Source organism: Collinsella sp. LCP19S3_D3, assembly GCF_052121455.1.
Classification (GTDB): Bacteria; Actinomycetota; Coriobacteriia; order Coriobacteriales; family Coriobacteriaceae; genus Collinsella.
Genome location: NZ_JBQKEF010000011.1, coordinates 1 through 11,293, shown reverse-complemented (window position 1 = coordinate 11,293; position 11,293 = coordinate 1). Strand labels below are relative to the sequence as shown.

14 protein-coding genes and 1 tRNA gene are annotated in these 11,293 nt (G+C 62.8%); 14 read left to right on the top strand and 1 reads right to left on the bottom strand.

Going from position 1 to position 11,293, the window contains the following annotated elements; genetic code table 11:
- Positions 1-113: 113 nt before the first annotated feature.
- On the top strand, positions 114-1,067 hold the full coding sequence (gene rsgA, locus ACTQXM_RS05735; protein WP_427795936.1) for a ribosome small subunit-dependent GTPase A: 954 nt from the start codon (positions 114-116) through the stop codon (positions 1,065-1,067).
- A 67-nt stretch (positions 1,068-1,134) separates the two neighbouring features.
- Here rsgA and ACTQXM_RS05730 read toward each other — a convergent pair whose 3' ends face one another.
- Entirely contained in the window at positions 1,135-1,332 is a 198-nt protein-coding gene (locus tag ACTQXM_RS05730; RefSeq protein ID WP_441038661.1) for a hypothetical protein, read from the bottom strand.
- Between ACTQXM_RS05730 and cpaB the strand changes: the two genes are divergently transcribed.
- From cpaB to ACTQXM_RS05665, 13 genes are all read left to right on the top strand, one after another.
- Positions 1,325-1,984: a Flp pilus assembly protein CpaB gene (cpaB, locus tag ACTQXM_RS05725; RefSeq protein WP_441537233.1), complete on the top strand. Its 660-nt coding sequence runs from the start codon at positions 1,325-1,327 to the stop codon at positions 1,982-1,984. The genes ACTQXM_RS05730 and cpaB overlap by 8 nt on opposite strands.
- A complete protein-coding gene (locus ACTQXM_RS05720) occupies positions 1,984-3,621 on the top strand; it encodes a nucleotide-binding protein (protein WP_441537234.1) in 1,638 nt (545 codons plus the stop codon). Before cpaB ends, ACTQXM_RS05720 begins: the two co-directional genes overlap by 1 nt.
- Positions 3,618-4,946, top strand: a complete 1,329-nt coding sequence (locus tag ACTQXM_RS05715) for a CpaF family protein (RefSeq protein ID WP_441537235.1) — start codon at positions 3,618-3,620, stop codon at positions 4,944-4,946. The genes ACTQXM_RS05720 and ACTQXM_RS05715 overlap by 4 nt, the downstream gene beginning before the upstream one ends.
- Positions 4,919-5,845 (top strand): type II secretion system F family protein, encoded by a 927-nt coding sequence (locus tag ACTQXM_RS05710; protein WP_441537236.1) that lies wholly within the window; start codon positions 4,919-4,921, stop codon positions 5,843-5,845. The genes ACTQXM_RS05715 and ACTQXM_RS05710 overlap by 28 nt, the downstream gene beginning before the upstream one ends.
- The gene (locus tag ACTQXM_RS05705; protein WP_441064132.1) at positions 5,842-6,483 is read left to right on the top strand and encodes a type II secretion system F family protein; all 642 of its coding nucleotides are present in this window, start codon (positions 5,842-5,844) and stop codon (positions 6,481-6,483) included. The genes ACTQXM_RS05710 and ACTQXM_RS05705 overlap by 4 nt, the downstream gene beginning before the upstream one ends.
- 10 nt (positions 6,484-6,493) lie before the next feature.
- Complete coding sequence (locus ACTQXM_RS05700) at positions 6,494-6,727, top strand: hypothetical protein (protein ID WP_427719148.1); 234 nt, start codon at positions 6,494-6,496, stop codon at positions 6,725-6,727.
- A gap of 293 nt (positions 6,728-7,020) precedes the next feature.
- Positions 7,021-7,251, top strand: coding sequence for a hypothetical protein (locus ACTQXM_RS05695; protein WP_154517646.1), 231 nt, complete (start codon positions 7,021-7,023; stop codon positions 7,249-7,251).
- A gap of 1 nt (position 7,252) precedes the next feature.
- Positions 7,253-7,471, top strand: a complete 219-nt coding sequence (locus ACTQXM_RS05690) for a hypothetical protein (RefSeq protein WP_154517649.1) — start codon at positions 7,253-7,255, stop codon at positions 7,469-7,471.
- Positions 7,407-7,943, top strand: coding sequence for a TadE/TadG family type IV pilus assembly protein (locus ACTQXM_RS05685; protein WP_441015643.1), 537 nt, complete (start codon positions 7,407-7,409; stop codon positions 7,941-7,943). The genes ACTQXM_RS05690 and ACTQXM_RS05685 overlap by 65 nt, the downstream gene beginning before the upstream one ends.
- A gap of 76 nt (positions 7,944-8,019) precedes the next feature.
- Positions 8,020-10,080, top strand: coding sequence for a hypothetical protein (locus ACTQXM_RS05680; protein ID WP_441547620.1), 2,061 nt, complete (start codon positions 8,020-8,022; stop codon positions 10,078-10,080).
- Positions 10,080-10,556, top strand: a complete 477-nt coding sequence (locus ACTQXM_RS05675) for a hypothetical protein (RefSeq protein WP_441537238.1) — start codon at positions 10,080-10,082, stop codon at positions 10,554-10,556. Before ACTQXM_RS05680 ends, ACTQXM_RS05675 begins: the two co-directional genes overlap by 1 nt.
- Complete coding sequence (locus ACTQXM_RS05670) at positions 10,553-10,912, top strand: DUF192 domain-containing protein (RefSeq protein WP_441015652.1); 360 nt, start codon at positions 10,553-10,555, stop codon at positions 10,910-10,912. Before ACTQXM_RS05675 ends, ACTQXM_RS05670 begins: the two co-directional genes overlap by 4 nt.
- Positions 10,913-11,070: 158 nt before the next feature.
- A tRNA-Phe gene (locus ACTQXM_RS05665) sits at positions 11,071-11,143 on the top strand.
- Positions 11,144-11,293: the final 150 nt, after the last annotated feature.

Genomic DNA, 11,293 nt, shown 5'->3' with positions numbered 1-11,293 from the left:
TGCCGGGACTCGATGCGCTGCAGGATGTTCCGGCGTTTGGCGATCTGCCGGTCGCCGCGGCTCAGCAGGCAGCATTTGACGATTTTTGCGCCCAAGCCGAGGAGCCCGAGCAGATGCAGCTGGGTGCCGTGGTGCGCTTAGATCGCGGGTTTCCGCTGGTGGCGACGGCCGACGATACCTTTCGTGCCGAGCATGCCGTGGGGTTTGCCAAGTCGCGTGGCGAGGACGAGGTGCTGCTGCCGGCTGTGGGCGACCGTGTGGCGGTGCGTCGTGCGCCCGGGCACGACATGGGCGTAATCGAATGCGTCCTGCCGCGACGCACGAGTTTTGAGCGTTGGCGTGGCCGCGCCCGCGGCGAGCGTCAGGTGCTTTGTTCCAACGTGGATAGCGTGCTGATCGTGCAGGCACTTGGCGCCGGCGAGGTACTGCTCGACCGCGTGGCGCGCTCGCTGGTTTTGGCGCTCGACTGCGATGCCGAGCCGGTGGTGGTGCTTACCAAGGCCGACCGCTGCGAGGCCGCGGAACTCGAGCGCGATCTGGATCGCGTGCGCCGTCTGGTGGGCCCGGACGTGCGCGTGATCGTGACGTCCTCTGCCGAAGGCCGTGGTTTGGATGAGGTGCGCGCCTGTGTGCCGGCGGGAACGTGCGCCATGATCCTGGGTGAGTCGGGGGCCGGAAAGTCGACGCTGCTCAATGCGCTGCTGGGCCACGATGCGCTGGCTACCGGTGGTGTGCGCGAGCGCGACGACCAAGGCCGCCATACCACGGTCGCGCGCGTGATGGTGGCGCTGCCGGGCGACGCCGGCGTCATTGCCGACGCTCCGGGCCTGCGCAGTTTGCCACTCGTTGGTCACGAACGGGGCCTAGCGCGTGCCTTCCCCGAGATCGTCGAGGCGTCGCGTGCGTGTCGGTTTGGCGACTGCACGCATACCCACGAACCGGGCTGCGCCGTTCGCGAGGCCGCCGATGCCGGGCAGATCGATGGCCTGCGCCTGGAAACGTTCCAAAACTTGGCGTCATCCATGCGTGTGAGTGCCCAAATGCTCGATCCCGATGTCCATCTGTAATTGAATTTATCTATGACAGCCGTCTTCCAACTGTGCGGGAGGCGGCTTTTTTACTGGCGATGCGCCCTTAAATGAGCGTTTTGCCGACGCGCTGACCAAAACCTTGCCGCGGGCTTGACGGGTTGGTCAGCTCTTGGCTGGTAATTGGTTTGACACTTAAAACCAAGATGGTGATCGCGCTGTTTTGTTGCTTGGCCGCTCGGACAATAGTGGTACGGGCATCCCATCCGCCCAGTGCTGTCTTGAGAGGAGCTGCCGTGAACAAGAGCAAGCGCATCGCCATCAGTCTGGCAGCGGGCGTGCTCGCCGCGGCACTCTGCATGGTTTACGGGTCATCGGTTCGTTCGCGGGCTGAGCAGGCCCAGGCCGAAACCTTGGCCAAATACGGCGGCGATCGCGTCGAAGTTTGCGTTGCCGCACGTGATATCGATGTGGGTGAGACCCTCGACGAGACCAATGTCGTAACCCAAGAGTGGCTCGCGAGCCTGCTGCCGCGCGATGCGGCGACCGAACTGCGCCAGGTGCGTGGCGACTTGACGACCTCGCGTATTCCCAAAAATGCCGTGGTCTGCGATGTCTACACCAAAGCCGAGAGCCATACGCTCGAGGTGCCCAAGGGCAAGGTTGCCGTTTCGGTGGCGGTCGATGCCGAGCATTCGGTGGGCGGAGCCGCAGGCGTGGGCAGCTACGTGGATGTGTACGTGCAAAAAGACGGCGTGACCGACCGGCTGTGCGGCGCGTATGTGATCGATACCAGCGACGAGGCCGGTGCCACGCGCGAAGGCAAGGTCGAGTGGGTGACGCTGGCGGCCGACCCCAAAGACGTCAAGGAATTGCTGGGAGCCTCGGGCAAGGGAACGGTCAGCTTGACGATTCCCGCCACGGCACGCGGCAAAAAGAGCGGAGGCGACGAGTGATGAAGGCGATCTGGCTTGCGTGCTGCGCGTGTGGCGATTACGGACTGCTGCAGCAGGAAGTCGAGGGCCGCGATGCGGGCGCGCAGGTGCTTCGCGTGGGCGACCTAGACGGGTTGGTGTCTATGGCTCGGGCGTTTCCTTCGCGCCGTGGCGCTGCCATTATCGCGGCATCCCTGTTTGATACTAAAGATGTGCGAGAGACCGTCGCGCGCCTGACTGCCGAAGGACGCGTGAGCCGCGTCGTCGTGTTGATAGAGGCGCTCGATCCGTCGGATATCGAGGGGCTGTTTCGCGCGGGGGCGACCGAGGTCATCGCTGCGCACAGCATATGCGGCAGCGGACATGTGGGCGAGGGAGCGGTTGATTCCGATTGGCGCGTGTCGCCTGAGCCCGATGTTTTTGTTGATAGGGAACCCGGGGCGCCTCGCGCTACAAGAGGCCCGCGTGTTGATGACTATGGGAAAGCGGAAGCCGAGCATGTTCGGCGCCCCCCGGGCCCCCTTGCATGTGATGACGCCGGAGCGTCGGTACCGTATGGCGAAGACCTCCTGGCCGTAGATATGGGATACGTGCACGGCGTGAGCCTGGCCGATGGACTCGATGAGGTCGAGGGGCTTGTCGCGGGTGATGGCCCGCACGTCGACGTGACAGCGGAATCCCCAGTTCCGCCCCTACCGTTTGAGCAGCCTGCCGTGCCGGCGTGGACGCAGCGCTTGGGTGCGGCTGGCGAGACGGGGACGTTGCCGCCCACGTCGTCAGCCCCTGCACCGCTGGCAGACACTGCGTCGACGTCGCATCGAGCTCCGGTCATCTGCGCCGTCTCGGGATCGGGCGGCTGTGGCAAATCGACGATTGTCGCCACGATGGCGCATGCCGCTTCGTTGCTGGGTCTGCGAGCTGCCGTACTCGATTTGGACCTAATGTTTGGAAATCTCTACGACTTGCTGGGCGCCGATGCCCCGCATGACATGGCGACACTTATCGAGCCGTCGGTCACGGGCGCACTTGCGGAGCCAGACGTGGTCGCTGCATCGATGCGCGTTGCCCCAGGCGTTACGCTTTGGGGGCCTGTCGCAGCGCCCGAGCGCGCCGAGCTCATGGCGCGTCCGGTAGAGCTGCTGCTTGACATCTTGCGTCGTGAGTCCGACGTGGTCCTTATCGATACCTCGGTCTTTTGGGGCGATGCCGTGGCGGCTGCGGTGGCGGCGTGCGACCGTTGCCTTGTCGTGGGTGATGCGGCAGTTTCTTCCGCGACGTCTGCAGCGCGCGTCATTGAGCTGGCGAGCCGTGTGGGCGTGCCGCGCACGCGCATGAGCGCCGTATTCAACCGATTTGGCGCGCGTGGGGCGGACGAGGATGTCGCCATGCGCTTTGAGATTGCCTGTGCGTTGAGCTCCAAGATTCGTATCGCCGATGGCGGGCAGGATCTCGCCGCGCTCATGGCGTTTGGGCGCGCTGACGAGGCAGTGGGGCAGACCAGCGCTTTTGCGACCAGCGTGCGCGAGGCCACGCGTGAGATGCTCGTGGAGCTGGGCTGCGCCGTCGGCCCTTGGAGCGATATGGTCGCCGACCGTGCAACGCGCACCGAACGCCCGCGCATCCGCCTTCCCTGGTCGCGTGAGGGTGATTGCCGATGAGCCTGCAAACGAGAATTAAAACAGCCGGTGCGGCAGCGGCGACGGCACCTGTCGATATGGGACGGCGCCGTGCGGTCAAGCGCCGCACCAAGCGGGCCGTGATGGACCGCGTGGGCTACGACGAGGTGGCACGCATCAGTGCCTACATCGATCCGGTTCTTGCCCGCTCGGAATTGCGTCCTGCGGTGGAGGCGGCACTCAACGTGGAAGAACCGACCGACCTGGCGACGCCCGAGCGTGAGACCATCATCAACGAGATCTTGGATGACGTGGTGGGCTTGGGCCCGCTGCAGCCGCTCATCGAGGACGACACCGTCACCGAGATTATGGTCAACGGTTGCCGCTCGGCTTTCTTTGAGCGCGGCGGGGTCTTATACCCCATCGAGCATGCGTTTGAGGATGACGAGCAGATTCGCGTGCTCATCGACCGCATCATCTCGCCGCTGGGCAGGCGTATCGACGAGCGCAGTCCCATCGTCAACGCCCGCCTCAAGACAGGTTATCGCGTCAACGCGGTGATTCCGCCCGTGGCGATCGATGGGCCGATCCTCACTATCCGCAAGTTCTCGGATCGCATCTGTTCGTTGGACGAGCTTGTGGGCCTGGGGTCGCTGCCGCTTTGGTATGCGCAACTGCTTTCGTGTGCGGTGTCGCTGCGCCAAGATTTGGCGGTTGCGGGCGGTACGGGGTCGGGCAAGACTACGCTGCTCAACGCGCTATCGTGCGAGATATCTACCGGCGAGCGCATCGTGACGATCGAGGATTCCGCCGAGCTCAAGTTCGCGCATCACCCGCATGTGGTTCGCCTGGAGGCGCGCGAAGCTTCAATTGAGGGTGAGGGTGCGGTGACAATCCGCGACCTGGTGACCAACGCCCTGCGTATGCGTCCCGACCGTATTGTGGTGGGTGAGGTACGCGGTGCGGAATGTTGCGACATGCTGCAGGCCATGAACACCGGGCACGATGGGTCGCTCACCACGCTTCATGCGGGCACCGAGCAAGAGACCGTGGTGCGTTTGACGCTGCTTGCGCGCTATGGCATCGATCTGCCGAGCGAGCTTATCGAGGAACAAATCGCTATGGCGCTCGACGGCATCGTGATGTCCGAGCGCCATGCGGACGGCCGGCGTTTTGTGTCCTCCTACTCGGGGGTGCGACGCGGCGCGTCGGGTGGCGTGGAACTCGAGCGCTACGTGACCTTCGATGCCGCCGAGCGCACCTGGACCCTCAACCGCGAGCCGCCGTTTATCGCAGAGGGCTTGCGCTCGGGAACGCTTACGCAGGAGGAGGTGGAGGAATGGAGGTCGTTGTGCCCCTCGTCGTAGGGGGCCTTGCCGGGTTTTCGGTCGCGACGGTATGCGGAGTGGAGCCTCATGTGCCGAGGGTGCCGCCGGCGGAGCTGGTGCGTCATATGTTTGAATCGGTGGCCGAGAAGCTGCCACGCGAGCTGGTGAAAAATAATCTGCTAAAAAAGATCGCCCGCTCCTGGGTATCGTTGGTTCCCGTGCGCCGCATCGGTCTTGTCGTTGAGGATGATGCTTCACGCTTAGCGTTCCTGTTGCTATCGAGTGGCGTCTGCTGCCTTGCGCTTGCCGTGGTGTCGCTATCGCCCATCGGCTTTGTTTTGGGGGCGGTTGCGCCCTTTGCCGCCGGCGCCGCACGCGACGTCTTTGACCACCGACGCGAGCAGCGCGATGTGGAGGAAGCCATGCCCGAGGCCTTTACGGCACTTTCCATGTCGCTTGCCTCGGGACATTCGCTGGCCCAGGGCATGCGGTTTGTGGGCGCTCACGCGCAAGAGCCGGTGCATACCGAGTTTCTGCGGGTAGCGGCGGCGATCGACTGTGGCATTTCGGCTGCCGATGCGCTCGACGACCTGCTTGTCCGCATCGACGCCCCCGGGCTTTCGCTTGTCACGTTGGCGCTCAAGGTGTCGCAGCGGACCGGTGCCCCGCTTGCCGATCTGCTGTCCGAGGCGTCGAGCATGGTGGGGGAGCGTATTGAGCTCAAGCGCCGCCTGGATGTCAAAACGTCGCAGGCGCGCATGTCGGCGCATATGGTCGCGGCGATGCCGGCGGGTATGTGCGCGGTGCTGGCCCTGCTTTCGGCAGATTTTCGCTACGGTCTCGCAACGCCGGTAGGCGCCGGTGCCGTGGTTCTGGGGCTTGCCCTTAACGGCGTCGCCCTAATGGTTATCCGACGCATTATGCGGGTGGAGCTGTGAGCGCCCTGGTTGCCGCCACGGCTTGCCTGTGCGCCTTCGGCGTATTTGTCGCGACGGGCCTGGAGCGCTCGGATGTGCGCAAGACCATGGAGATTTTCAGGGGCGAGGCGGTGCTAGTCGTTGCTGCGGCCCATTCGGTGATCGATGCCGCTATTGCGTGGGTGAGGGGCGCATTTGGCGTGGACAACTCAGCGCAGGTTTCGCTCGGTGAGGTGTCCGAGATGATCGATGTGGTGCGCCTGGGGCTTTCCGCCGGCCTTTCGTTCGATGCGGCGCTCGAGATCTTTTGCGCCAATCGTCGATCGGCGCTGACTGTTCGGCTTGAACGGGCATGCATGGCGTGGCAGGTGGGCGTGGGAGCGCGCGAGGACGAGTTGTTGGCGGCCGCGCAGGACCTGGACGTGCGGGCGCTCGAGACCTTTGCCATTACGGTGGGTCAAGCGCTCGCCCTGGGTGCCCCGCTTGCCGAGACCCTTGCTGCCCAAAGTCGCGAGATCCGCGCCGCCCATCGTGCCGCGGTCGAGCGCGAGATTGAACGAGCGCCCGTCAAGCTGCTGATTCCCACCGGCACGCTCATCTTGCCGGCACTGCTGTTATCCATATTGGGCCCGCTGCTGGGAGCAGGCGGGATGATGTAGGGAGGAATACATGAACAAAATGGCTGACGTTATGGGTAGGGTTTGGAGCCGGACGCTTTACCGTGCAATGCGTTCCTGTCAACGTGCCAAGGCGCTAGTACAGGAGGAAAGCGCGCAGGGTACCACCGAGTACGCCATCTTGGTCGGCGTGCTCGTGGTAATCGCGATCATTGCCATCGTTGCATTTAAGGGCAACGTCGAAAAGCTATGGAACGCGATCAAAGACGGCATCAACAGCCTGTAGAAGGCGGGCATTCTGTTGGCGTGCTGCTGGTGCTCGCTTGCCTGATTGTGGCGATTGCGGCGACGCTCTGGGGGCTGAATGCCGTGCGACAGCAGCGTTCTGGGGCCGTCGCGGATGGGAGCTCGGGCGCGGTGGCGCCTCCCGATGACAAAGCGCGGGACACGGCCGACAGGGATGCCGCCGTCACGGCACAAACTTTTCTGCGGGCGCTCGACGAACGGGCGGATGCTGCGGCGGGGCCATCTGCGGACAACGCAGTCGCAGTCCGGCTGACATGGGCCGAGGAGCGGCCGATGACCGAGGCTGCCGCGGACCTGTTGCGTGTCTATCGCGAGGTGCCCACAGCCCAGCTCGCCCTAAGCGGTTACCTCGACATCAAGGGCAACGTATGGGGCGCCATCGTGCGCGATGGGCGCGGCTGGGTCGACATGGTGACGGTTGCCGCGGATGCCGGCGACGCCTCGTGCCGCTTACGCGCGGTGCGCTTGGTTCCGCAAGCATCGGGGTCAAAGGAGGGATCGTGAAATGCTTGACGTTTTGCGCGAGGAGTCTGCCCAATCGACCGTTGAGTACGCCATCGTCACCATGGCGCTGCTTTCCATCGTGCTGGCGATTGCGGGGCTTTGGCGCGCCGGCACCGACGGACGCTTGGCGGCGTTGGCTGCACGGGCGGCGTCCCATGGCGTCGCCTCGACATCGGTTATCGACGCCGCCGCAGGCGCCAAAGACATCGCGCTCTATTGATATCGCGCGCGAGGATTGGGCGCAGTCCACGGTCGAGGCCGCTTTTTTGCTGCCGACGTTTTTGACGCTCATCCTGCTTGCGCTGCAGCCGGTGTGCCTGCTCTATACGCGTGCGGTCATGGAGTCTGCCGCCGCCGAGACGGCGCGGCTCATGACCACGACGACGGCGGAGGACGACGACCTCAAGGAGTTTGCCCGCCGCCGTCTCGCCGCGGTGCCCGATGTCTCGATCTTTCACGCCGGCGGACCGCTGTCGTGGGATATCGAGCTTGGCCGGGCGGGCGCAGGGGGCGTTTCGTCTGTATCTATCGCGGGTGATGTAAAGCCACTGCCCGTGATCGGCGCGTTCGCGCAGGCCATGGGCAATGTGGGGGGAGGAGGAAATGTTGAGTTGAAAGTCGACGTTTCGTACCGATCGCGTCCCGGATGGCTGGAGGGAGACTATGATTCGTGGATTGCCGCGTGGGATTAGGCGTCGCCTGCTGCGAATGATGCGAGGGCTCGTGTGCCGTTGCCGGTCGAATGCCCGCCGCAAGCGGGGCGGCTTCATGGGCCGCTCCGGTATCGACTTGTTTATCGAGGACGGTGCCTACACTACGCTTTCTTCGGCGGTCGTCATACTTGTGGTGCTTACGCTGCTGTTTTCGTCGACAGCGGCGATATGGAGTATGTCGCGTGCCGGGGATACCCAGGTGGCGGCCGATAGCGGTGCTCTGGCGGGTGCCAACGTGATATCGTCCTACCATACAGCGGCCACGGTGGTGGATGCGAGCATTTTGAGCTTGGGCCTGGCGGGGTTTGCCACAATCGGCACCGGCTTGGTTGCCATGCTGGTGCCGGGTGGGAAAATAGCCGCAAGCGATATGGTCGATACCGGGATTGAGATTATTAAAACGCGCAATAGGTTTGCCAAAAGTGCGTCGGAGGGTTTGCAAAAAGTCGAAACGGCTCTGCCATATCTGGTTGCCGCGCGAGCTACGCAGGCTGTTTCGGCGCAGGATACCGATAACGTGACCTATACCGGCACAGCGCTCGCCGTGCCCAGGACATCGGAGTCGGACTTTGTTGCGCTCGAGGGGTCAGAAATCTCGACCGATGCCATCGAGAGCACCTCAAAAGACCTTGACTATGCTGCCAAGGAACTGAAGAAAGCGTCCGAGAAAACGTCAAAGGCCAAGGAGCGCGCCTGGCTTGCCGACTGCGGCGGATCGGACAGAGGCGCAGTCGGAAGCTGTTCGTGCATGTGGGAACGAGCGAGGAGCTTGGCGAAGCTTTCGGATATTGAGAATCCGCACTATGCCTCGAGTGTCACATGGGAGCCGCAAGTGGCGCTCGATCGCGCGAAGGCCTATTACCGCCGGCGCCTGGCGAATGAAAGGCCGCTTGGTGGGGGTGTAGAGATGGAGGCGGAGTCTGTCGCGCGCAAAGCGTTTTACGCTTATGCAATCGAAGAACTCGATCACTCGTATATTAAAGATGATGGTGAAAAAATCTTACCCCAGATTCCATTCCTGCCACGCACTCCAGATGAGGTGAAGGGAACCCAGCTCTACACCGATGCCATGTGGCCTACGAGTGATATTGGTGGCAAGACATACCTGCACTATGGGACCGGATGCCCCAACTATAAGAATGGGTCGCCGGGCGGGTTGGCATCCGTCGTCGATTACGATGGCCACGATGTGTGCGAGGAGTGCCAATTTGACGTCGTTGACCTGGGTCGCGCCCTCATGCCTCCATCATTTATCGAAAACGGCTTCGAGTATCACTTTGACGAGTTTAAAAGGGCTCTGGAAGATTACGTCGAATGTCGCAACAAAGAGCTCGAGCTTATGCGTCAGACCGAGGACGAGGCCGATCGCGCGGGTAATGCGTTTGACCAGGCCATCAAGGCGCTTTCGGGCGAGCGGCCGCGTATCGCCCCGCCCGGCCGAAACGGCGTGGTCGCCTTTGCGGTCTCGGGCGATATGACCAGTCCCGGTAAGCTCAACTCTTCATTCAATAAGCCGGTTACGCTCGGCAGTCGCGGTGCAATCTCTGCCGCGGTCTTGGCTCCCGACAACGCGACGGCGCAAAACAACGTGCTCTCGCGGTTTTTCTCGACACTGGAAGAGCGCTCGGGCGGCGTTGCCGGCGTACTCGATGGCGTCATGGATGTTTGGGGACGCCTGCTTGTGGGATACGGAGACATCCAAGGTTCGGCCGACGAACTTATGGACGAGATGATTAAAGACCTAGGAGGGGGCAGCGGCGCGTTGGGCTCCATTGCATCGTGGCTCGGCGATACCGTTTCGGCGTCCGTGGCGGCGCTGGGTTTGGAACCGTGCGACTTGCGCCTGCGAAAGCCGGTGCTGACCGATTCCGCTAACGTCATTAAGAGTCCGGGGTCTGACATTGCCGGTCTCTCTCAAGCGCAAGACAAACTGCGAAGTATTCCGTTGGGCGTGACCGATCCCAAGGCGCTTTGCGAGGCGTTGGAATATCAAGTCGAACGCACCATTAGCGGTACGGTGTTCACACTTGCGGAGATTCCTCTGCCCGGCGGCGGCTCCATCCCGCTCACCGTCGATGTCGCCACGCTGGTTGGCGCTCTGGGCGGTGGGTCGTAATGGGCGTTGGTGCAGTCTTGTACGAGGAGCGCGCCCAGGCGACGGTCGAGATGGCAGTGGTCGCTCCCGTTTTGCTGGCGCTTGCGCTCATTGTGTACAACGTCATGGTCTTTGCCGGCGCCGTTGCGCGCTTCGATCGCGTGGTGCCCGATATCGTGCTGGCGCACGCTGTGGCGCCGGAAGGGGAGGGCGACAAGAGCTCTGTCGATGCCTCGGTGCGTGTCCAGTCCGAGATTCAGGCGGCTATGCAGGGCTATGATCTGCAGGTCGAGGTCTCGAGCGAGCAGAGCTCGGCGTCGTCTGACGGCGGCTTGCTCTCTCTGTCCGGGACGTTTAGGACCTATGCCTGCGTCATGTACTATGAGCCGTGGCCTAGATTGCTTAGCATTGCCGGCGTTTCTCTGGGGACGCCGGCGAAGCTGTCGCACGAGCGCGCGGTTACGGTCGATCCGTGGCGACCGGGGGTGGTCATGTGAGCGCCGTCTTGTCTTATATCGCCTACGCGCGTGCGCTCAATAGGCTCGGTTGGTCGCCGGCAGAGTTTATGGTGGCAGAAACGTTTGGCGCACGCTTGCGCGGCATGCTGGGCCGCGTGCCGATTACGGCTGACGGACTGCCGCTCGTCATGGCGTTTCCGTCCTGCTCTTCGGTCCACACCTGTTTTATGGCTTATCCCATCGACATTGCCTTTATTGATTGCAGCGGCAATATCCTTGCACGCTACGAAAATGTCCGCCCCTGGCGCATGTGCTCCTGTCCCGGTGCTTGGGCGGTGCTGGAACGCCCTTCAATCCTTGTATCGCCCGATGTCTTGCAACGAGTGCAGGCTTGAAGGCCCTGGGCGAAAAACTTCTTGCGGCCGGTTGATGTCTCTGACGTGCTGCTTTACAGAACCGAGGCGGTGTCCAAAAACTTTTTTCAAATTCTCGGTTGACCGGAGCGCGTCCTTGGTTATACTAATCAAGCCTTGAAACAAGGCACACCTCAAATGGCTGGGTAGCTCAGTTGGTAGAGCAGAGGACTGAAAATCCTCGTGTCAGGGGTTCGATTCCCTTCCCCGCCACCTTGAATTGACTAGGACCTCTGCAAAGGGGTCCTTTTCTTTTATGTAGCCCCCGCACGGAATCGAACCCCGCGAGGGCGCGGAGCTGAGGAAACGCGATAGCGTTTGCCAGCGTAGCTCGCAAGGCGCGCAAGCGCCGCAGCGGTCCGT

Excerpts from the sequence above, each read along its gene's own strand:
- rsgA (WP_427795936.1), top strand. The coding sequence starts at position 114 with ATGCAGCTGGGTGCCGTGGTGCGCTTAGATCGCGGGTTTCCGCTGGTG.
- ACTQXM_RS05720 (WP_441537234.1), top strand. The coding sequence starts at position 1,984 with ATGAAGGCGATCTGGCTTGCGTGCTGCGCGTGTGGCGATTACGGACTG.
- ACTQXM_RS05715 (WP_441537235.1), top strand. The coding sequence starts at position 3,618 with ATGAGCCTGCAAACGAGAATTAAAACAGCCGGTGCGGCAGCGGCGACG.
- ACTQXM_RS05710 (WP_441537236.1), top strand. The coding sequence starts at position 4,919 with ATGGAGGTCGTTGTGCCCCTCGTCGTAGGGGGCCTTGCCGGGTTTTCG.
- ACTQXM_RS05700 (WP_427719148.1), top strand. The coding sequence starts at position 6,494 with ATGAACAAAATGGCTGACGTTATGGGTAGGGTTTGGAGCCGGACGCTT.
- ACTQXM_RS05695 (WP_154517646.1), top strand. The coding sequence starts at position 7,021 with ATGACCGAGGCTGCCGCGGACCTGTTGCGTGTCTATCGCGAGGTGCCC.
- ACTQXM_RS05690 (WP_154517649.1), top strand. The coding sequence starts at position 7,253 with ATGCTTGACGTTTTGCGCGAGGAGTCTGCCCAATCGACCGTTGAGTAC.
- ACTQXM_RS05685 (WP_441015643.1), top strand. The coding sequence starts at position 7,407 with ATGGCGTCGCCTCGACATCGGTTATCGACGCCGCCGCAGGCGCCAAAG.
- ACTQXM_RS05680 (WP_441547620.1), top strand. The coding sequence starts at position 8,020 with ATGGGCCGCTCCGGTATCGACTTGTTTATCGAGGACGGTGCCTACACT.
- ACTQXM_RS05675 (WP_441537238.1), top strand. The coding sequence starts at position 10,080 with ATGGGCGTTGGTGCAGTCTTGTACGAGGAGCGCGCCCAGGCGACGGTC.